19 protein-coding genes are annotated in these 19840 nt (G+C 70.5%); 11 read left to right on the top strand and 8 right to left on the bottom strand.

Translation table 11 applies throughout. The features are described 5' to 3' along the window. The first annotated feature begins 208 nt into the window (after positions 1-208). The 7 genes from DPQ23_RS00215 to recN all read left to right on the top strand — a co-directional run bounded on the left by DPQ23_RS00215 (position 209) and on the right by recN (position 9209). Positions 209-1144: a D-alanine--D-alanine ligase gene (locus DPQ23_RS00215; protein ID WP_112872678.1), complete on the top strand. Its 936-nt coding sequence runs from the start codon at positions 209-211 to the stop codon at positions 1142-1144. Beyond that, entirely contained in the window at positions 1132-2196 is a 1065-nt protein-coding gene (locus DPQ23_RS00210; RefSeq protein WP_112872677.1) for a cell division protein FtsQ/DivIB, read from the top strand. The genes DPQ23_RS00215 and DPQ23_RS00210 overlap by 13 nt, the downstream gene beginning before the upstream one ends. Positions 2197-2223: 27 nt before the next feature. Further along, positions 2224-3570, top strand: coding sequence for a cell division protein FtsA (ftsA, locus tag DPQ23_RS00205; RefSeq protein ID WP_112872676.1), 1347 nt, complete (start codon positions 2224-2226; stop codon positions 3568-3570). Positions 3571-3767: 197 nt separating this feature from the next. Beyond that, positions 3768-5411 (top strand): cell division protein FtsZ, encoded by a 1644-nt coding sequence (gene ftsZ / locus DPQ23_RS00200; RefSeq protein WP_112872675.1) that lies wholly within the window; start codon positions 3768-3770, stop codon positions 5409-5411. 214 nt (positions 5412-5625) lie between these two features. Further along, a complete protein-coding gene (gene lpxC, locus DPQ23_RS00195; RefSeq protein ID WP_112872674.1) occupies positions 5626-6567 on the top strand; it encodes a UDP-3-O-acyl-N-acetylglucosamine deacetylase in 942 nt (313 codons plus the stop codon). A 116-nt stretch (positions 6568-6683) separates the two neighbouring features. Further along, positions 6684-7529, top strand: coding sequence for an outer membrane protein assembly factor BamD (locus DPQ23_RS00190; protein WP_112872673.1), 846 nt, complete (start codon positions 6684-6686; stop codon positions 7527-7529). Positions 7530-7553: 24 nt separating this feature from the next. Next, positions 7554-9209 (top strand): DNA repair protein RecN, encoded by a 1656-nt coding sequence (gene recN, locus DPQ23_RS00185; protein WP_112872672.1) that lies wholly within the window; start codon positions 7554-7556, stop codon positions 9207-9209. Positions 9210-9213: 4 nt separating this feature from the next. Here recN and DPQ23_RS00180 read toward each other — a convergent pair whose 3' ends face one another. From DPQ23_RS00180 to DPQ23_RS00155, 6 genes are all read right to left on the bottom strand, one after another. Further along, positions 9214-9414 carry a YgaP family membrane protein gene (locus DPQ23_RS00180; protein WP_162630587.1) on the bottom strand — a complete coding sequence of 67 codons (201 nt, stop codon included), beginning with the start codon at positions 9412-9414 and terminating at the stop codon, positions 9214-9216. An 81-nt stretch (positions 9415-9495) separates the two neighbouring features. Then, positions 9496-10002, bottom strand: coding sequence for a hypothetical protein (locus tag DPQ23_RS00175; RefSeq protein WP_112872671.1), 507 nt, complete (start codon positions 10000-10002; stop codon positions 9496-9498). 95 nt (positions 10003-10097) lie between these two features. Next, on the bottom strand, positions 10098-10973 hold the full coding sequence (gene mmsB / locus DPQ23_RS00170; RefSeq protein ID WP_112872670.1) for a 3-hydroxyisobutyrate dehydrogenase: 876 nt from the start codon (positions 10971-10973) through the stop codon (positions 10098-10100). 1 nt (position 10974) lies between these two features. Continuing rightward, complete coding sequence (locus tag DPQ23_RS00165; RefSeq protein ID WP_112872669.1) at positions 10975-11976, bottom strand: enoyl-CoA hydratase/isomerase family protein; 1002 nt, start codon at positions 11974-11976, stop codon at positions 10975-10977. Continuing rightward, positions 11976-13121 carry an acyl-CoA dehydrogenase family protein gene (locus DPQ23_RS00160; protein ID WP_112872668.1) on the bottom strand — a complete coding sequence of 382 codons (1146 nt, stop codon included), beginning with the start codon at positions 13119-13121 and terminating at the stop codon, positions 11976-11978. The genes DPQ23_RS00165 and DPQ23_RS00160 overlap by 1 nt, the downstream gene beginning before the upstream one ends. 172 nt (positions 13122-13293) lie before the next feature. After that, a complete protein-coding gene (locus DPQ23_RS00155) occupies positions 13294-14793 on the bottom strand; it encodes a CoA-acylating methylmalonate-semialdehyde dehydrogenase (RefSeq protein WP_112872667.1) in 1500 nt (499 codons plus the stop codon). Positions 14794-14907: 114 nt separating this feature from the next. Here DPQ23_RS00155 and DPQ23_RS00150 point away from each other — a divergent pair, with 114 nt between their 5' ends. The 4 genes from DPQ23_RS00150 to DPQ23_RS00135 all read left to right on the top strand — a co-directional run bounded on the left by DPQ23_RS00150 (position 14908) and on the right by DPQ23_RS00135 (position 17865). Further along, positions 14908-15828 (top strand): LysR family transcriptional regulator, encoded by a 921-nt coding sequence (locus DPQ23_RS00150; RefSeq protein ID WP_112872666.1) that lies wholly within the window; start codon positions 14908-14910, stop codon positions 15826-15828. Positions 15829-15883: 55 nt separating this feature from the next. After that, positions 15884-16324, top strand: coding sequence for a CBS domain-containing protein (locus DPQ23_RS00145; RefSeq protein ID WP_112872665.1), 441 nt, complete (start codon positions 15884-15886; stop codon positions 16322-16324). Between the two features lie 80 nt (positions 16325-16404). Further along, positions 16405-16914, top strand: a complete 510-nt coding sequence (gene coaD / locus DPQ23_RS00140; RefSeq protein ID WP_112872664.1) for a pantetheine-phosphate adenylyltransferase — start codon at positions 16405-16407, stop codon at positions 16912-16914. Positions 16915-16986: 72 nt separating this feature from the next. Beyond that, on the top strand, positions 16987-17865 hold the full coding sequence (locus DPQ23_RS00135; RefSeq protein WP_112872663.1) for a DUF2189 domain-containing protein: 879 nt from the start codon (positions 16987-16989) through the stop codon (positions 17863-17865). A gap of 144 nt (positions 17866-18009) precedes the next feature. Here the strand turns inward: DPQ23_RS00135 and DPQ23_RS00130 are convergent, their stop codons facing one another. Both DPQ23_RS00130 and DPQ23_RS00125 read right to left on the bottom strand, forming a co-directional pair. Beyond that, entirely contained in the window at positions 18010-18513 is a 504-nt protein-coding gene (locus DPQ23_RS00130; RefSeq protein WP_112872662.1) for a bactofilin family protein, read from the bottom strand. Then, positions 18503-19819 carry a DUF5930 domain-containing protein gene (locus DPQ23_RS00125; protein WP_112872661.1) on the bottom strand — a complete coding sequence of 439 codons (1317 nt, stop codon included), beginning with the start codon at positions 19817-19819 and terminating at the stop codon, positions 18503-18505. The genes DPQ23_RS00130 and DPQ23_RS00125 overlap by 11 nt, the downstream gene beginning before the upstream one ends. Positions 19820-19840: the final 21 nt, after the last annotated feature.

Below are 19840 nucleotides of genomic sequence, written 5' to 3'. Positions count from 1 at the left end.
CATTCCCGTCTGCGCGGGCGCGCCCGCCCGCTTGCCCCGACGTGCCCTTCCGCCGCAGGCAAACCCGACGCGGTCGGTCGATACCCCCTTTCCCAGATGCCGGGCTTGTGACTATCATGCCCGCGACGCAGCGCCGCAAACGGCGCGCGGAATCGGGGTGCAACCACCCCGCAACGGTCTCCGGCAAACCGGGGCGGAAAAGGCAGATGTGGCGGGCAGGTCGAGCAGGACAGCCCACACCGTAGCAGTCCTGATGGGCGGCCCCTCGGCAGAGCGCGAGGTGTCCTTGTCCTCGGGTCGCGGATGCGCGGATGCGCTGCGGGTGGCGGGATACGCGGTGGTCGAGATCGCTCTCGGGCCGCAGGACGGCGCGTCGCTGCCGGCCCGGCTGGCCGAGGCCGCGCCCGATGTCGTCTTCAACGCGCTGCATGGCCGCTGGGGCGAGGACGGCTGCGTCCAGGGCCTGCTGGAATGGCTGGGCCTGCCCTATACCCATTCGGGCGTTCTGGCCTCGGCCCTGGCGATGGACAAGACGCGCGCAAAGCAGGCGTTCCGCGATGCGGACCTGCCGGTGGTGGACAGCGTGATCGCCTGCGCCGACGAGGTGCGCGCGCGCCATGTCCTGCCGCCGCCCTATGTGGTCAAGCCCAACGACGAGGGCTCGTCGGTGGGCGTCTACATCGTCCATGATGCCGCCGACGGTCCGCCCCGGCTGTCCGACACGATGCCCGCGCATGTGATGGTGGAACGCTATGCGCCGGGGCGCGAGCTGACGACGACCGTGCTGGGCGACCGCGCGCTGGGCGTGACCGAGATCCTGACCGAGGGCTGGTACGACTACGACGCGAAATACACCGCCGGCGGGTCGCGTCACGTCGTGCCCGCCGCCATCCCCGCCGCCATCGCGGCCGCATGCCACGACTATGCCCTGCGCGCCCACCGGGCGCTGGGATGCCGCGGCCTCAGCCGGACGGATTTCCGCTGGGACGACTCGCGCGGGCTGGACGGGCTGGTGCTGCTGGAAACCAACACCCAGCCCGGCATGACGCCGACGTCGCTGGCGCCCGAGCAGGCCGCCCACGCCGGCATCGATTTCCCCGCGCTGGTGCGCTGGATGGTAGAGGACGCGCTATGCCGGGACTGAACCGCCTGACCCCTTCGCTGGGCTGGGGCGCCCGGCCCGCGCCGGTGCGCCCGCCGGCGGGCCGCCCGCAGCCCGCTGGGGCCGCGGTTGCGGCCACCCGCCCGCAGCGGCGCGACCCCGCGCCCTCGCGGCTGTCCTATCGGCTGACGCGGATGTGGCTGACGCCGCTTTACCGCCGCGTCATTCGGATCGGCCTGCCGGCGTTCCTGGCCTGCATGATCGCGGGCCTGTGGCTGTCGGACGAGACCCGCCGCGCCTCGCTTCAGGGCGGGGTGACGGCGATGATCGAGAAGGTGCAGACGCGCGAGGCCTTCATGGTCCACCGGATGCAGATCTCGGGCGCCTCGGCGGCCGTGGAGAAGGGGCTGCTGGCGATGCTGCCGGTGACGCTGCCGGCGTCCAGCTTCGACATCGACCTGGACAGCCTGCGGACGCAGGTCGAGCGGCTGGACGCGGTCGAGAAGGTCGAGCTGCGGATCATGCCCGGCGGCATCCTGTCGGCGCATGTGACCGAACGCCGCCCGGCCGTGCTGTGGCGGCACGCGCGCGGCATCGACCTGCTGGACAAGGGCGGGTACCGCGTCGCCTCGGTCACGTCGCGCGACGTGCGCCGCGACCTGCCGATGATCGCGGGCGAGGGCGCGGGCGCGCGCGCGGCCGAGGCGATGGCGCTGATCGACGCCGCGGGCCCTGTGCTGCCCCGCCTGCGCGGGCTGGAACGGATGGGCGAGCGGCGCTGGGACCTGGTGCTGGACCGCGGCCAGCGCATCATGCTGCCGGCCGAGCGCCCGGTCGCGGCGCTGGAACAGGCGCTGGCGATGGACCGCGAGGGCGGCCTGCTGGCGCGCGACGTGGTGGCGGTGGACCTGCGCGATCCGGGCCGGCCGATCCTGCGGCTGGGCCTGACCGCGCAGAACACCCTGCGCCGCGCGCTGGGAATGCCCGAGCTTGCGCCCGACGGATCGGTGATCGAGCCGGACGAGGACAAGGACGGGGCTGCGGGCGGCAAGGCCGGGGCGGCGGCGGGCAAGCGGCCCGCGGACCGGGGCTGAGGACACGGGCGGGCAAGCGGGGGGACGATGCGGGATCTGTATCAGGCACAGCGGACGATGCGGCAGATGCGCCGCCAGGCGATGGCGCGCGGCGTGCTGGCCGTGCTGGACGTCGGCACCTCGAAGATCACCTGCATCATCCTGCAGTTCGACGGGCCGGGGCAGTTCCGCGACACCGACGGCGTGGGCCCGATGGCGGGACAGTCCAGCTTTCGCGTGATCGGCCAGTTCACCACGCAGTCCCGCGGCGTCCGCTATGGCGAGATCGACACCATGGGCGAGACCGAGCGCGCGGTGCGCCATGTCGTGCAGGGCGCCCAGAAACAGGCGGGGGTGCGCGTCGATCACGTCATCGCCACCATCGCCGGGGCGCGGCCCGCCTCGTACGGGCTGGCTGGGGAAATCACCCTGACCGCGGGCAAGGTCACCGAACAGGACGTGGCCGCCGTGCTGGCCGCCTGCGACGCCCCCGATTTCGGCCGCGGGCGCGAGGTGCTGCACGCGCAGCCGGTGAACTTTGCGGTCGATGCGCGCTCGGGCCTGTCGGATCCCCGCGACCACGTGGGCAACCGGCTGGCCGTGGACATGCACGTGCTGACCATCGACGGCACCGCCGCCAGCAACCTTGTCCAGTGCATCCGCCGCTGCGATCTGGAACTGGCGGGCGTCGGATCGGCCGCCTATGCCGCCGGTCGCGCGGCGCTGGTCGAGGACGAGCAGGAGCTGGGCGCGGCCTGCATCGACATGGGCGGCGGCGTGACCGGCGTGTCCATCTTCCTGAAAAAGCACATGATCTTTGCCGATGCGGTGCGGATGGGGGGCGATCTGGTGACGCGCGACATCAGCCAGGGCCTGCGCGTGCCCACGCAGACGGCCGAATGGCTGAAGACCCGCCATGGCGGGCTGGAGGCGACGGGCCGCGACGATGTCGAGATGATCGCCGTGGGCGCGGCGTCGGGCGCCGAGACCGGGGACTGGGAAACCGACCGGCGCAGCATCAGCCGCGCCGACCTGATCGGCATCATGCGCCCGCGCGTCGAGGAGATCCTGGACGGCGTGCGCGCGGTGCTGGACGCCGCCGGCTTCGACCACATGCCGTCGCGCCAGATCGTGCTGACCGGGGGCGCAAGCCAGATCCCCGGCCTTGACGTCCTGGCCGCCCGCATCCTGGGCCAGAACGTCCGCATCGGCCGGCCGCTGCGGATCCAGGGGCTGGCTCAGCAGCACACCGCGCCCTGCCATGCCGCGACCGTTGGCCTGGCGCTGCACGCGGCGAATCCGCAGGACGAGTGGTGGGATTTCGAGATGCCGGTCGAGCGGTCCGGCGTCATCGGACTGAAGCGGGCGTATCGATGGTTCCGGAACAACTGGTAAGGTCGTCAATGGGCTGGCCCACAACCTCTAGACAGATGAGCAACATACCGCCTATGGCCGGGCGTGGGCACGCCAGACCCTGTGGAGATGGCCTGTTTACGATGTGACGACTGGGGCGAATCTGATAGGTCTGCCCCAGCAAAACGGATTCGACCGGGCGCCACGACCCGGCTAACCACATGAGAGGGCAGGCGGCGATGAATCTGAACCTGATGATGAATGACGACGAGGAACTGCGCCCGCGCATCACCGTGTTCGGTGTTGGCGGGGCAGGGGGCAACGCCGTCAACAACATGATCGAGAAGAAACTCGACGGGGTCGATTTCGTCGTGGCCAACACCGATGCGCAGGCGCTGGCGCAAAGCCGGGCCGAACAGCGCGTGCAGCTTGGCCCCAAGGTCACCGAAGGTCTGGGCGCGGGCGCCAAGCCCTCGATCGGGGCCAAGGCCGCCGAGGAGACGATCGAGGACATCGTCGATCACCTGATGGGCGCGCACATGTGCTTCATCACCGCCGGCATGGGCGGCGGCACCGGCACCGGCGCGGCGCCGATCATCGCGCAGGCCGCGCGCGAGATGGGCATCCTGACCGTCGGCGTCGTGACCAAGCCCTTCCAGTTCGAGGGGTCGAAGCGGATGCGCCAGGCCGACGAGGGCGTCGAGGCGCTGCAGAAGGTCGTCGATACCCTCATCATCATCCCCAACCAGAACCTGTTCCGCATCGCCAACGAGAAGACCACCTTCACCGAGGCCTTCGCGATGGCCGATGACGTGCTGTACCAGGGCGTCAAGGGCGTGACCGACCTGATGGTGCGCCCGGGCCTGATCAACCTCGACTTCGCCGACGTGCGCGCGGTCATGGACGAGATGGGCAAGGCCATGATGGGCACCGGCGAGGCGACCGGCGACAACCGCGCCGTCGAAGCCGCCGAGAAGGCCATCGCCAACCCGCTGCTGGACGAGATCAGCCTGCAGGGCGCCAAGGGCGTGCTGATCAACATCACCGGCGGCTATGACCTGACCCTGTTCGAGATGGACGAGGCGGCCGAGAAGATCCGTGAGAAGGTGGACGGCGATGCCAACATCATCGTCGGCTCGACGCTGGACCCCTCGATGGAGGGCGCGGTCCGCGTGTCGGTCGTGGCGACCGGCATCGACGCGGCGGCGGCCGTCCACGAGACGCCCGTGGCGCGCCGCGGCATGCGCGAGCCGCTGACCCAGCATCCGCCCGTGGCCCAGGCCGCCGCGGCCGCGCATGAGGAGCCGGCCGTGCCGCAGCGCCGGGTCGTGGCGGATCTTGCCCGTCCCGTCGTGGCCGAGGACGATCTGCCCGCGCCCGCCTATCAGCCCGCCGAACGCCCCGAGCCGCGGGCCGAGGTCCGGCCCGAGCCGCGCGTCGAGCCGCGCCCCGATGTGCGCCCCGAGCCCGCCCGTCCCGCCGACCTGCGCACCACTTCCAGCCGGCTGAACGACTCGGCGGAAAGCTTTACGGCGCCGGCACGGCCGCGCGCGGGTCAGGGCGACACGATGCGCGAGCGTCTGGACCGCGTCAAAGCCGCCGCGGCCGAGGCCAACCAGCGCCGCGCCGCGCCGGCCGCCACCCCGGCCCCCGCGCCGCAGGGCACGCAGCGCATGGCCGGGCTGGGCCGCATCATGGAACGGCTGTCCGGCGCGACCGAGACGCCGGCCGAGCGCCCGCAGGCGGCGACCATCGCCGAGCGCGTCAGCGAGCGGATGGCCCGCAGCCGCCCGGCCGACAGCGCGTTCGACGACCTCGCCTCGCCGGACGGCGCGCAGGACAATGTCGAGATCCCGGCCTTCCTGCGCCGTCAGGCGAACTGAGCCGGTCACGGGGCCGGACGAATGGCAAAGGGGCTGCCCTCGGGCGGCCCTTTTTTTCATGTGAACAGGTCCTTGGCGGATAGACCGGGAATCCGGCGCGCGGCCGCCCGGATGTTTCAGGGGGTCACAAAACGTTAATTGAGCGTCGGGGGCAGGCCGCCTACCTGATGATCGACAGGGGCGCCTTGCCCCCCACGAGAATCGGACGACGACCATGCAGGCCACCCTTGCCACCGCCGCAGAGTTCAAAGGCGCCGGCCTTCATTCCGGGGCCGCTGCCCGCCTGACCATCCGTCCCGCGCCGGCCGGGCACGGCATCGTGTTCCGCCGCACCGACCTGGACGGCGCGCTGGTCCCGGCCCGCTGGGACCATGTCCAGCCCTCGCGCCTGTGCACGCTGTTGCAGGGCACGAACGGGGCGACCGTGTCGACCGTCGAACACGTCATGGCGGCCTTGGCCGGCACCGGCGTTCACAACGCGCTGATCGACATCGACGGGCCCGAGGTGCCGATCCTCGACGGCTCGGCGGCGCCCTTCGTGGCGGGAATCCTGCGCGCGGGCCTGCGGATGCAGCGCAAGACGCTGCGCGCGATCCGCGTGCTGAAGCCGGTCGAGGTGCGCGAGGGCGAGGCCTTTGCCCGCCTGACGCCTGCCGACCACCTGGGCATCGACTTCGCCATCGACTTTGCCGATGCCGCGATCGGCCATCAGGAAAAGCGGCTGGACATGGCGAACGGGGCCTTCCTGCGCGAGCTGATGGACAGCCGGACCTTCTGCCGGCAGGCGGACGTGGATGCGATGAAGGCCAATGGCCTGGCGCTGGGCGGCACGTACTTCAACGCCGTCGTCGTGGACGGCGACCGGGTGCTGTCGCCGGGCGGGCTGCGCCATGCCGACGAGGCCGTGCGCCACAAGATGCTGGACGCGATGGGCGACCTTGCGCTGGCGGGCGCCCCGCTGCTGGCCCACTATACCGGCCATCGCGCCGGCCATGCCCTGACCAACCGCCTGCTGCGGGCGCTGTTCGACAGGCCGGACGCCTGGGAATGGGCGACCTGCTCGGACGATCTGCAATCCCGCCTGCCCGGCGCGGGCGTCGACCGCTATGACCCGGCGATCCTGACGGACAGGGCCGCCACGCGCGCCGTCGCCTGAGGGCAGGCGCAAATCGACGGGCAGCCGACCGGCGGGCGCGGTGGCCGACCTTGCCCTTTTGCGTGGCCTGATGTTCTGTGCTAGGCAGCCGCGGGACGCGAACGGACAGGACGGACATGGCAGTCAGAAAAGCGGGACCGGTGCTGATGGCGGTCGTCGTCTCGGTATCGTTGCTGGCCGGCTGCGGTGGCGGGGGCGGCGGCACCAAGCAGCCGCTGGACAATTTCACCGCCGAGCAAATCTACAAGCGCGGCGAATACGAGCTGGAAAACAACGGCAAGCCGCGCGACGCGGTGCATTATTTTTCCGAGATCGAGCGGCTTTACCCCTATTCCGACTGGGCCAAGCGCGCCCTGATCATGCAGGCCTATTCCCACCACAAGGCGCGCCAGTACGACGAGGCGCGGGGCGCCGCGCAGCGGTTCATCGACGCCTATCCGGGCGACGAGGACGCGGCCTATGCCAAGTACCTGCTGGCGCTGTCCTACTATGACCAGATCGACGAGGTCGGGCGCGACCAGGGCCTGACCTTCCAGGCGCTGCAGGCGCTGCGCGAGGTGATCGAGCAGTATCCCGACACCGAATACGCGCGTTCCGCCGTGCTCAAGTTCGACCTCGCCTTCGACCATCTGGCCGGCAAGGAGATGGAGATCGGGCGCTACTACCTCAAGCGCGGGCACCACACCGCCGCGATCAACCGCTTCCGCGTCGTGGTCGAGGATTACCAGACCACGACCCACACGCCCGAGGCGCTGATGCGGCTGGTCGAGGCGTATCTTGCGCTGGGCCTGACCGACGAGGCGCAGACCGCGGGCGCGATCCTGGGCCACAACTTCCAGTCCTCGCCGTTCTATCAGGATGCCTATGCCCAGCTGCGCGGGCGCGGTCTGACCGCGACACCGCAAGGCAACTCGTGGCTGACCAGGGTCTATCGGCAGGTCATCCAGGGCAAGTGGCTCTGACCGCGGCCGCAAGGGTGTAAACCGATGCTGCGGTCGCTGGACATCCGGGACATGCTGCTGATCGACCGGCTGGCGCTGGAGTTCGCGCCCGGCCTGAACGTGCTGACCGGCGAAACCGGCGCGGGCAAGTCGATCCTGCTGGACTGCCTCGGCTTCGTTCTGGGCTGGCGCGGCCGGGCCGAACTGGTGCGCGCGGGGGCGAGCCAGGGCGAGGTCACGGCGGTGTTCGACCTGCCGGCGGGCCACCCCGCCCGCGGCGTGCTGGACGAGGCCGGAATCACCGCCGAGGACGAGCTGATCCTGCGCCGCGTCAACGCCGCCGACGGGCGCAAGACCGGCTGGGTCAACGACCGCCGCGTCTCGGGCGAGGTTCTGCGCGCGCTGTCGGACGCGCTGGTCGAACTGCACGGCCAGCATGACGACCGCGGGCTGCTGAACCCGCGCGGGCACCGGATGCTGCTGGATGCGTTCGCGGGCATCGACCTTGCGCCCCTGCGTGCGGCTTGGGGCGCCCGGCGGCAGGCCGCGGCCGCACTGTCGGACGCCGAGGCGGCGCTGGAGGCCGCGCGCCGCGAGGAGGATTTCCTGCGCCACGCCGTCGCCGAGTTGGTCAAGCTGGACCCCCAGCCCGGCGAGGAGGAGACGCTGGACATCGCCCGCCGCGACATGCAGGCGGCCGAGCGGATCCGCGGCGATGTCGCCCGCGCGCTGGAGCTTGTGTCGGGCAAGGGCGCCGAGGGCGCGATGGTCGAGGCGGTGCGCTGGCTCGAGGGCGCGGCGGCCAAGGCCCACGACGCGGCGTCTGCCCCGCTGGATGCGCCCATCGCGGCGCTGGGGCGCGCGCTGATCGAACTGGGCGAGGCCACCCGCGGGATCGAGGATGCGGTGGCCGCGATGGACCACGATCCCGCCACGCTTGAGGCGACCGAGGAGCGGCTGTTCGCCCTGCGCGCGCTGGCCCGCAAGCACGACGTGCTGGCTGACGACCTGGCCGGGCTGGCCGCGACCCTGTCGGCCCGGCTGGAGGCGCTGGACGCGGGAGAGGCGCGGCTGGGCGATCTGGCCGCCGCCGTGCGCGCCGCCGACGCCGCCTATGACGCCGCCGCCGCCGCCGTGACCGCGCAGCGGACCGAGGCCGCCGGCCGGCTGGACGCCGCGATGGCAGCCGAGCTTGCGCCCCTGAAGATGGAACGCGCGGTGTTCGACACGCGCATTGCCCCGGGCGACCCTGGCCCCGAGGGGCGCGACAGCGTCGCCTTTACCGTCGCCACCAACCCCGGCGCGCCGTCAGGCCCGCTGGATCGCATCGCCTCGGGGGGCGAGCTGTCGCGGTTCCTGCTGGCGCTGAAGGTCTGCCTGGCGCGCGGCGGCGACAGCCTGGTGATGATCTTCGACGAGATCGACCGCGGCGTGGGCGGGGCGACCGCCGATGCGGTGGGCCGCCGCCTGGCGCGGCTGGCCCAGGACGCGCAGGTGCTGGTCGTCACCCATTCGCCCCAGGTAGCGGCGCGCGGGGACCGGCATTTCCTGGTGGCCAAGGCGGTGTCGGGGGGCATGACCACCTCGACCGTGAGCCCGCTCGCGCAGGCCGAGCGCGTCGAGGAACTGGCGCGGATGCTGGCGGGCGAGGCGATCACCCCGGCCGCCCGCGCCGCGGCCGAGGCGTTGCTGGACGGCTAGGGCCCTAGCGACGCGCGCAGGTATTCACGCCCAGGATCGAATACATCGGGCAGGTGCCGGCCAGGCCCGTCATCAGGGGCACGATCCCCAGCAGATACAGCCACCGCCATTCCGCCGTGGTGTTCAGAAAGAACCCCGCCAGCAGCGCCAGACCGACGACCACCCGGATGACCCGGTCAAGCGAACCCATGTTGCGCGGCATCATGCCCCCCCTTTGAACGAATGCAATAAAGGGAATGTATCGCGGACTGGCCCCGGGATCAACGTCGATCGGCGAGGACGCCGGTCAGTCGAGCAGCGCGTCCACCAGCCGCACGATCGACAGGATTCGGGCCGAATCATCGTCGATGCGCACCAGGCGCCCATCCACCACGGCATAGCGTTGGCCCGGCGGCGGCACCGCCAGCCCATAAAGCCCAGGCCGCGTCACGACATGGGCCCTGTCCCAGTCGATGCGGTCCCCGACCACGACGCGGCCCTTTCCGGCCTGGCCGGGCGGAACGCAGGCCGGGTCCTTTTTCGCCAGTCCGGGCGGGCAGGCCCGTTGCGCCATGACCCGGACCGGATGATCGCCGCGGTCCACCACCACGACGCTGTCCCGCCCGCGGGCGCGGACGACCACCACAGGGTCGCGCCGCCCCTCGGGGGCGCGGCGGTCCGACTGCACCCTGGCCGCGTGCTTGTCCTTGCCGTGGCCATTCCCCTTGCCGCCCGCGTGGCCGGGCTTGTCGGCCAGCGCAGCCAGGGGCAGGGTCGCGGCCAACAGGCCGGCGAGCAGCGCAGTTCGGTTCATGGCGATCATCCTTTGTTAACCCGGATCAACGCCGCGCCGGGCCAAGACGTTGCAGCGCGACGACGATAAGTCGCGCGCGGCCCACCGCCGCTGCATCAACCGTGCCTGCCGCGTGCCGCCAGCCGCGGCAGCATCGCCGAGAAATCGCGCCCGCGCCCGTCCTCGGATTCGACGAACTGGGTGTAAAGCTGCGTGGCAAGCTGGCCCATCGGGGTGTCGGCATCGACGGCCTCGGCCGCCTGCTGCGACAGGCGAAGGTCCTTCAGCATCAGCTCGGCCGCGAAACCGGGCTTGTAGCCGTTGTCGGCGGGCGAGGTCGGCCCCACGCCCGGCGCCGGGCAATAGGCGTTCATCGACCAGCTGTAGCCCGACGAGGTCGACACCACGTCGAACATCCTCGCGCGGTCCAGCCCCAGCTTGTCGGCCAGCGCAAACGCCTCGCAGGTGGCGATCATCGTGGCGCCCAAGATCATGTTGTTGCAGATCTTGGCGGCCTGGCCCGCGCCGGCCGCGCCGCAGTGCACGGCCTTCTGGCCCATCAGCTCGAACAGCGGGCGGACCGTCTCGAAGGCGTCGTCCGGCCCGCCCACCATGAAGGTCAGCGTTCCGGCGGCCGCGCCCCCGATGCCGCCCGAGACGGGCGCATCCAGCGCCCCCAGCCGTGCGGCCGCGGCGTCGGCGGCCACCGCGCGGGCACTGTCCACGTCCACGGTCGAACAGTCGCACAGCACCGCGCCGGGCCGCATCGCGGGGATCACCTCGGCCGCGACGGTGCGCAGGATCTGGCCGTTGGGCAGCATGGTGATGACCACGTCCGCGCCCCGCGCGACATCGGCGGCGCTGGCCCCGGCGGCGATGCCCTCGGGCACGGTGCCCGACACGTCAAAGCCCCTGACATCGTGGCCCGCGCGCAAGAGGTTCAGCGCCATCGGCGCGCCCATGTTGCCCAGTCCGATGAACCCGATCCGCATCTCAGTCCTCCCAGTTCAGTTCGGCGTCGCCCAGGGGCGCCAGCATCGCATCGACCGCCGCGGGGTCCGCGGGGCGCGACCAGACCGGAGTGCGGTCCTTGTCGATGATCTGCGCGCGGACGCCCTCGATAAAATCGGAATGTTCGGTCGCGCGGTGGGTGAATCGGTATTCGCGTGCCAGGCTGTCCTGCATCCGCCGGTCGCCGCGCGCCGCGCGCACCATCGCCAGCGTCGCGGCCATGGACAGGGGCGAGTTGCGCCGGATCGGCTTCAGCGCCTCGTCATTGCCGGCCGCCTCGAGCGCGCCGATGATCTCGGCCACGCTGCGCCCGCCAAAGGCCGACAGGTCCCGGTCGGCCAGGGCGGCCTGCGGCGGGGTCTTCCCCTTCAGGCTGGCCGCGTCGCCCGTCTCGGCCAGCCGGTCCTTGGCCGCGGGCCAGTCGGCCTCGGGCAGATAGAGGTTGGCGAACCCGGAATGGATCGCGTCGCCCGCGCCCATGCGCGCGCCCGTCAGGCCCAGATATTCCCCGATCCGCCCCGGCGCGCGCGACAGCAGCCACGTGCCCCCCACGTCCGGGATCAGGCCGATGCCCGTTTCCGGCATCGCCATCTGGGTGGTGTCGCCCACGACCCGGTGGCTGGCGTGGCCGCCGATGCCCACGCCCCCGCCCATGACAAAGCCCTGCATGAAGGCGACGATCGGCTTGGGGTAATCGGCGATGGTTGCGTTCATGCGGTATTCGTCGGCGAAGAACCGTTGCCCGATGGCGTGGTCGCCCGCCCGCCCGCCGTGATAGACCGCCGCGATGTCGCCGCCGGCGCAAAAGGCGCGGTCGCCCTCGGCGTCGATGATGACCAGCGCCACAGCCGGATCGTCGCGCCAGCGGTCCAGCGCGGTCTTGATGTCGTTGGCCATCTCGTGGCTCAGCGCGTTCAGCGCGGCGGGACGATTCAGGGTGATGCGGCCGGCGCGCCGGTCGGTGCGGATCGTCAGATCGGCCATCACGCACGCTCCGCCAGCAGGGCGCGGCTGACGATCATCCGCATGATCTCGTTCGTGCCTTCAAGGATCTGATGGACCCGCAGGTCGCGGACGATCTTCTCGACGCCATAGTCGGCCAGATAGCCATAGCCGCCGTGCAGTTGCAGGCAGGTGTTGGCGACCTCAAAGGCGCTGTCGGTCACATAGACCTTGGCCATCGCGCAGAACTTTGTCGCGTCGGGCGTCTGGTTGTCCAGCTTCCACGCGGCCTGCCGCAGGAAGACGCGGGCGGACTGCAACGCGACCTCCATCTCGGCCAGCTTGAACTGCAACGCCTGGAACTGGTCCAGCGTCCTTCCAAAGGCCCGGCGCTCGCCCATGTAGCTCAGCGTCTGGTCCAGCGCCTGCTGCGCGCCCCCCAGCGCGCTGGCCGCGATGTTCAGCCGCCCGCCGTCCAGCCCCGCCATCGCATAGGTGAATCCGCGCCCTTCCTCGCCCAGCAGGTTGTCGGCCGGGATCGCGCAATCGTCGAACTGGACCTGCGTCGTAGGCTGCGCCTGCCAGCCCATCTTGCGCTCGAGCGCGCCAAAGGACAGGCCGGGCGTGCCGTCCTCGACCACGACGGTCGAGATGCCCTTCGGCCCGTCCTCGCCGGTGCGGACCATGCACACATAGGCGTCGGAATAGCTGCCGCCCGAAATGAAGGCCTTGGTCCCGTTCAGGGTCCAGCCGGTGTTGGTGCGCTCGGCCCGGGTCCGCAGGGCGGCGGCGTCCGATCCGCTGCCCGGCTCGGTCAGGCAATAGGAAAACACCTTGCGCATCGAACACAGGTCGGGCAGCCAGCGTTCCTTGTCCTCGGGCTTGCCGAACTTGTCGATCATGCCGCCGCACATGTTGTGGATCGACAGGAACGACCCCACCGCCGGGTCGGCCATGGCCAGCGCCTCGAACACCAGCGTCGCGTCCAGCCGGGTCAGGCCCGAGCCGCCGTAGTCCTCGGACACGTAAAGCCCGCCCAGGCCGAGTGCTGCGGCCTTGGGCCACAGGTCCCTGGGGATGGTGCCGGCGGCTTCCCATTCATGGGAATGGGGCGCGATCTCGGACCGGCCGAAATCGCGGGCCATGTCGAAGATGGCCTGCTGTTCCTCGGACAAGGCGAAATCCATGCGCTCTCCCTTCGCGTGGCTGTCGATCGGCGGGCTAGCGGTCCAGTGTTGCACGACTGTTGCAGCGATCCGGACCGGCCCCGTGGCGTGACCGGGGCGCCGCGGCGCGCCCCGTCCTGCGGATGCAGGGGTTCGGGGGCGCGGCGGGCTGTCCCGCGGCGCCCCCGGTGTGTCAGTCCATGGCCTTGAAGTTGAAGGCCGAGCCTTCCTTGATGCCCGAGGGCCAGCGCGAGGTCACGGTCTTGGTGCGCGTATAGAACCGGAAGGCATCGGGCCCGTGCTGGTTCAGGTCGCCAAAGCCCGACCGCTTCCACCCGCCAAAGGTGAAATAGGCCAGCGGCACCGGGATCGGGACGTTGATCCCGATCATGCCCACATTGACGCGGCTGGCGAAATCGCGGGCGGTGTCGCCGTCGCGGGTAAAGATCGCGGTGCCGTTGCCGTATTCGTGGTCCATGGTCAGCTTCAGCGCCTCTTCGTAGGACCCGGCGCGGACGGTGGACAGGACCGGGCCGAAGATCTCGGTCTTGTAGATGTCCATGTCCGGCGTCACGCGGTCGAACAGGTGGGGGCCGACGAAGAACCCGTCCTCATAGCCCTGCAGGCTGAAATCGCGGCTGTCCACGACCAGCTCGGCCCCCTGCTCGACGCCGCGGTTGACCAGCCGCAGGATGTTCTCCTTGGCCGCCCTGGTCACGACCGGGCCGTAGTCCACGTCGTTGCCCGCGGTCCAGGGACCGACCTTCAGCTTTTCGATCCGCGGCACCAGCTTTTCGATCAGCGCGTCGGCGGTCTTTTCGCCTACCGGGACGGCGACGGAAATCGCCATGCAGCGTTCGCCCGCGGCCCCGAAGCCCGCGCCCACCAGCGCGTCGGCCGCCTGGTCCAGGTCGGCGTCGGGCATGATGATCATGTGGTTCTTGGCGCCGCCAAAGCACTGCGCCCGCTTGCCGGTCTGGGCCGCGCGTTCATAGATGTACTGCGCGATGGGGGTCGAGCCGACGAAGCCCACGGCCTGGATGACCTCGCTGTCGAGGATGGCGTCCACCGCCTCCTTGTCGCCGTGGACGACCTGCAAGACGCCGTCGGGCAGCCCCGCCTCCTGGAACAGCTGCGCCAGCATGTTGGGAACGGTCGGATCGCGCTCGCTGGGCTTCAGGATGACCGCGTTGCCCGAGGCGAGGGCCGGGCCCAGCTTCCACAGCGGGATCATGGCCGGAAAGTTGAACGGCGTGATCGCGGCCACGACGCCCAGCGGCTGGCGCATGGAATACATGTCGATGCCCGGACCGGCCGAGTCGATGAACTCGCCCTTCAGCTGGTGGGGGGCGCCGATCGCGAACTCGATCACCTCGAGCCCGCGCTGGATGTCGCCCTTGGCGTCGGGGAATGTCTTGCCATGCTCGGACGACAGCATCTCGGCCATCTTGTCCATGTCGCGGTTGATGAGGTCCACCATCTTCATCATCACGCGGGCGCGGCGCTGGGGGTTGGTCGCACCCCATTTCACCTGCGCCTGCGCGGCGCGGTCGATGGCGTCGTCCATCTCGGCCTTGCTGGCCAGCGCGACCTTGGCCTGAACCTCGCCCGTGGCAGGGTTGAAGACATCGGCGGTGCGGCCGGACGTGCCCGCCGTGTCCTTGCCGTCTATCCAGTGATTCACCTGACGCATCGCATTCCTCCGCTAAGGCCGGCCTGATGGTTGCCCGCACCTTAGCCTTGCGATTTCGCGGAATAAAGCGACGATGCCGCCAAAGGGTTTTGCAGGAATGCAAAGGGGCGGGCGGTGGACTGGGACGATCTGCGCGTGTTCCTGGCCGTCGCGCGCGAGGAATCGCTGTCGGCCGCCGGGCGGCGGCTGGGGATGGACGCCTCGACCGTGGGGCGGCGGATCGCGCGGCTGGAAACCGCGCTGGGACGGGTGCTGTTTGCCAAGACCCCCCAGGGCTATGCCGCCACGGCCGAAGGGGTCGCGCTGCTGCCCCACGCCGAGGCGGTCGAGGCCGCGGCCGGCGCCGCCGCGGAAAGCGCGGGCACGGGCGGGCTGACCGGACAGCTGCGGATCGGGGCGCCCGACGGCTGCGCGAACTATGTCCTGCCGCAGATCTGCGCGCGGATGGTGGCCGAGCATCCCGGGCTGGACATCCAGATCGTCGCGCTGCCGCGCGTGTTCAACCTGTCGCGGCGCGAGGCCGACATGGCGGTCGCCGTCAGCCGCCCGGAAACCGGCCGCGCGTCGGTCCAGAAGATCACCGACTATCACCTGCACCTGGCCGGGCACGCCGACTATCTGGCCGGGCATCCGCCGATCCGGTCGCAGGCGGACCTGCGCGGGCACCGCATGATCGGCTATATCGCCGACATGATCTTTGATCGAGAGCTGGACTACATGCCCGAAACGGGGGCCGACCGGGCGGTGCTGTCCTCGAACTCGGTCAGCGTGCAGATGCAGGCGATCCGGGCAGGGGCGGGGCTGGGCATCGTCCACGACTTCGCGATTCCCTTCGCCCCCGGCGTGCGCCGCCTGCTGACCCGCGACATCGCGCTGACCCGGTCGTTCTGGCTGATCCGTCATGCCGACGACCGCCGGTCCGACCGTCTGACCCGGCTGGCCGAGGCGGTGGCGACCGGCATCCGCCGCGAGGTCGCCCGGCTGGAGCTGCTGGCCGGCGCCGCCGATCCCCCGCCCGAGCATGGTCGCACTTGACGCAGGGCCGCGCCGCGGCAACGCTGACGGCAACGCACGCAATGGGGGAAAGCAGATGATCGTCAAACAGATTCTCGCGATGAAGACCGGGCCCGACACGCTGGTCACGGTGACGCCCGACAGTCTGGTCTCGGATGCCGTCCGGCTGCTGGCCGAACGCCGGATCGGCGCCGTCGTGGTGTCGGCCGACGGCACGTCGCCCGACGGCATCCTGTCGGAACGCGACATCGTGCGGGAACTGGGCCGGTCGGGGGCCGAGCTCATGGAGCGCAAGGTCGGCGACCTGATGACCCGCAATGTGTCCACCTGCGTCTGCGCCGAGGACGCGCTGACCGTGTTGCAGCGCATGACCGACGGCCGCTTCCGCCACCTTCCGGTGGTGGACGACCACGGAAAGATGCTGGGCGTCGTCTCGATCGGCGACGCCGTGTCCGCCCGCCTCAAGGAGCTTTCGGCCGAAAAAGAGGCGCTGACCGGCATGATCATGGGGAACTGAGCGGATTTGCCGCCGCGCGGCGCTTGCCAAGCGCGGCGTTTCCGGCTTTCCGTATGACGTCCCCGTGAACGGAGCCGCAGATGCGCATCGGCCTTTACCCAGGTACCTTCGACCCGGTCACGCTGGGCCATGTGGACATCATCCAGCGCGCCATGGCGCTGGTGGACCGGCTGGTGATCGGCGTGGCGATAAACCGCGACAAGGGCCCGGCCTTCACGCTGGAACAGCGCGTGGCCATGGTCCAGGCGGAATGCCAGGCCATCGTGCAGAAGACCGGCGGCGAGATCGTCGTCCACCCGTTCGAGAACCTGCTGATCGACGCCGCGCGCGATGTCAACGCCGGCATCATCATCCGCGGCCTGCGCGCGGTCGCGGATTTCGAATACGAATTCCAGATGGTCGGCATGAACCGCGCGCTGGACGCCAGCGTCGAGACGGTGTTCCTGATGGCCGACGCGCGCCGACAGGCCATCGCGTCCAAGCTGGTCAAGGAAATCGCGCGCCTTGGCGGCGACGTGTCGAAATTCGTGACGCCCCCCGTCAACACCGCCCTGCGCGACCGCTATGCCCAGCCCGCCGCCCCTGGCTGAGATGCCGGCCCAGGGGCGCGGGCGGGCGCGTGGCGGACACACGCTCGCGCGGCCCCAACAGGAGAGACAGCGATGAGCCACCCCGCCGATCCGGTGCCGCGTCCGAACCCGCTGCCCGACCCGACACGCCCGCCGATGCCCGACCCGATGCCTGACCCCGACCCCGCCGAGGGGCGCGCCAGCGGCGAGGCCGACGAGATTCCGCCACCCGCGGTGATCGGCTTCGACGCGATCGGCGGCGCGCTGCGCGACGGCTGGCGCGATTTCCGCCGGGCGCCGGGGTTCGGGCTGTTCTTCGCGGCCTTTTACGTCGCCGGGGGGCTGGTGCTGTCGGCGGTGGCCCTGGCTGCGGGGCAAGAGTGGTGGCTGATCCCCTTTGTCGTGGGCTTTCCGCTGATCGCCCCCTTCGCCGCGGTCGGGCTCTACGAGGTCAGCCGCCGGATCGAGGCCGGCGAGGCGCTGGACTGGCTGTCGGTGATGGGCGTCGTCTTCGCGCAGAAGGACCGGCAGGTGCCATCCATGGCGATGGTCATCCTGCTGATGTTCATGTTCTGGGTGTTCGTCGCCCACACGATCTTTGCGCTGTTCATGGGATTGCAGGCGCTGACCAACATCATGTCCTCGCCGGACCTGATGCTTCAGGGCCGCGGGCTGGTGATGCTGACGGTCGGCACCGCCATCGGCGCGGGATTCGCCGCCGTCCTGTTCGCCATCACGGTGGCGGGCCTGCCGCTGATCCTGGACCGAGAGGTCGATTTCATCAGCGCCATCATCGCAAGCTTCGGCGCGGTCGCGGCCAACCCCGGCGTGATGCTGGCCTGGGCCGTGGTCGTGGCGGTGCTGCTGTTCGCCGGCATCGTGCCGCTGTTTCTGGGCCTGTTCGTCGCCCTGCCGGTGCTGGGGCATGCCAGCTGGCACATGTACCGCCGCCTGATCCCCGACTGGGAGTGACGGGCCAAGCGCAGCGTGCCGGACAGCAAGGGTGATGGGGCTGCCTGGGCAGGGGCCGCGCCGTCACGGGGCGCCGCATCGGCCCGGCCGTAAAGCAAGACGGCGCCCCGCAGGACGCCGCGCGGGCTGCCGGGGCAGGGGGGCTCACTCGGCCTTGGCGTCGATCCGTGCGGCGGCGGGCGGGGCCAGCTTGGGGGTCACGCCGTTGCCCAGCGGGTCTTCCTGGCGCTGGACCGAGCCTTCGAAATGCGCGCCCGACTCGATGGCGATGGTCTTGTGGACGATGTCGCCCTCGACCCGCGCGGTGGCGGACAGGCGGACCTTCAGCCCGCGCACACGGCCCACGACGCGGCCGTTCACGATGATCTCGTCGGCCACGATCTCGCCGCGGATGGTGGCGGTTTCGCCGACGGTCAGCTGATGGGCGCGGATGTCGCCCTCGACCGTGCCCTCGATCTGGACGTCGCCCTGGGTCGTGATGTTGCCCTTGACGGTCAGGTCCGACGACAGCACCGAGGGACCCGAGCGGGTGCGCGCCGGCTGCTGGGCGGGCAGGTCGAAGTGGTGATCCATGGCAGGGCGGTTCAGATCGGTCTCTGGGCTGGGGCTGCGCGGGCCAGGTTCGGTGACTCGGGTCTTAGAAAACATTCTGTGCGGCCTTGATGAAGCTCATGGGATCGACGGCGCGACCCTTGACCCGCACTTCGTAATGCAGATGCGGGCCGGTGGACCGACCGGTGTTGCCCATAGCACCGATCAGGCTGTTGCGCGACACCTTTTGCCCGACCTTGACCCCGATTTTCGACAGGTGGCCATAGCGGGTTTCGGTCCCCAGGGCGTGCTGGACCTTGATCAGGTTGCCATATCCGCGCTGCCATCCGGCAAAGGTCACGACCCCGTCGCCCGTCGAATAGATCGGCGTGCCGACCGGGCCGGCCATGTCGATCCCCTGATGCGCGCGGCCCCAGCGCGGGCCGAAGCCCGACGAGTACCGGAAGGCCGACTTCACCGGCATCGCCAGCGGCAGCTTGCTGACCGCGATGCGGTACTTGTTGACGTCGCCCAACGACACCATGATCTCGTTCGCCCGCGCCTCGGATTCCGAGATGGCGGCGTTGCCGCGCGAGGAATAGCCCATCGGCGTCAGCGGGCCGCCCTGGCCGGAATAGCCCTCGCGCACGGCGGCCAGCAGCTTGTCGCTGTCCACGCCCACCTTGCGGAACATGTCGTCCAGCGGCTTGACCGACATCTCGACCGCATCCTCGATCTGGGCGAAGATCTCCTCGTTGCGCGCCACCATGGCGTCGCGCTCGGCGCTCAGCGCCACGGCGGTGCGTTCGGCCGCGGCGGCCTTGGCCTCGGCGCTGGCGCGCCCGGCGGCGGCCGATTGCAATTCGCCCGACAGGATGTCCAGTGCGACGGAAAACTCCTGCGCGCGTTCGGCCTGGGGCAGGGTTTCGGTGGCGACGGTTTCCTCGGTCAGGGCCAGCTTGCGCTGCGCGGCGTCGCGGTCGATCAGCGCGTCGTGCAGCGAGGCCTGGATCGCGCCGATGCCCGATTCCAGTTCGCGCCGCCGCTCCTCGGACGTCAGCAGTTGCGACTGCATCTGCGACACCTGCGCCAAGGCCGTGGAAAAGCGGTTCTGGGCCGCCACCGCCTCGGCGGCGCGGGCGTCGCGTTCGGCCGACAGTTCGGCCAGCCGCTGCTCGAACGCCGCCTGCGTCTTGTGCACCTGCTCGCGCGAGGAACCCGCGCTGACCGCGTCGATCGCCAGGATCGAACTGGCGAGCATCGTCCAGCCCACCACCAGCGCGCCGCCGCCCAGCGCCAGGGCCTGCGTGCCCGAGCCCAGCCGCACCAGGCGGGTCCGCCCGCGGGATTTCAGAGACAGCTGCTGTTCGGGCAGGGCGCGTTCGAGAACGGAATACAGGTGGTTCGCTAGGCGGCGCGGCACGGGGTCAATCCATTCATGAGG

It is taken from the genome of Paracoccus endophyticus (genome assembly GCF_003286075.1).
Lineage (GTDB): Bacteria > Pseudomonadota > Alphaproteobacteria > Rhodobacterales > Rhodobacteraceae > Paracoccus > Paracoccus endophyticus.
Note: the sequence above shows the minus strand (reverse complement) of the source record. Positions and strands in the feature narration are given on the sequence as shown.

Bases quoted from the DNA above. Each gene is read 5' to 3' on its own strand.
- DPQ23_RS00210 (WP_112872677.1), top strand. From the start codon at position 1,132: ATGCCGGGACTGAACCGCCTGACCCCTTCGCTGGGCTGGGGCGCCCGG.
- ftsA (WP_112872676.1), top strand. From the start codon at position 2,224: ATGCGGGATCTGTATCAGGCACAGCGGACGATGCGGCAGATGCGCCGC.
- ftsZ (WP_112872675.1), top strand. From the start codon at position 3,768: ATGAATCTGAACCTGATGATGAATGACGACGAGGAACTGCGCCCGCGC.
- lpxC (WP_112872674.1), top strand. From the start codon at position 5,626: ATGCAGGCCACCCTTGCCACCGCCGCAGAGTTCAAAGGCGCCGGCCTT.
- DPQ23_RS00190 (WP_112872673.1), top strand. From the start codon at position 6,684: ATGGCAGTCAGAAAAGCGGGACCGGTGCTGATGGCGGTCGTCGTCTCG.
- recN (WP_112872672.1), top strand. From the start codon at position 7,554: ATGCTGCGGTCGCTGGACATCCGGGACATGCTGCTGATCGACCGGCTG.
- DPQ23_RS00180 (WP_162630587.1), bottom strand. From the start codon at position 9,414: ATGATGCCGCGCAACATGGGTTCGCTTGACCGGGTCATCCGGGTGGTC.
- DPQ23_RS00175 (WP_112872671.1), bottom strand. From the start codon at position 10,002: ATGAACCGAACTGCGCTGCTCGCCGGCCTGTTGGCCGCGACCCTGCCC.
- mmsB (WP_112872670.1), bottom strand. From the start codon at position 10,973: ATGCGGATCGGGTTCATCGGACTGGGCAACATGGGCGCGCCGATGGCG.
- DPQ23_RS00165 (WP_112872669.1), bottom strand. From the start codon at position 11,976: ATGGCCGATCTGACGATCCGCACCGACCGGCGCGCCGGCCGCATCACC.
- DPQ23_RS00160 (WP_112872668.1), bottom strand. From the start codon at position 13,121: ATGGATTTCGCCTTGTCCGAGGAACAGCAGGCCATCTTCGACATGGCC.
- DPQ23_RS00155 (WP_112872667.1), bottom strand. From the start codon at position 14,793: ATGCGTCAGGTGAATCACTGGATAGACGGCAAGGACACGGCGGGCACG.
- DPQ23_RS00145 (WP_112872665.1), top strand. From the start codon at position 15,884: ATGATCGTCAAACAGATTCTCGCGATGAAGACCGGGCCCGACACGCTG.
- coaD (WP_112872664.1), top strand. From the start codon at position 16,405: ATGCGCATCGGCCTTTACCCAGGTACCTTCGACCCGGTCACGCTGGGC.
- DPQ23_RS00135 (WP_112872663.1), top strand. From the start codon at position 16,987: ATGAGCCACCCCGCCGATCCGGTGCCGCGTCCGAACCCGCTGCCCGAC.
- DPQ23_RS00130 (WP_112872662.1), bottom strand. From the start codon at position 18,513: ATGTTTTCTAAGACCCGAGTCACCGAACCTGGCCCGCGCAGCCCCAGC.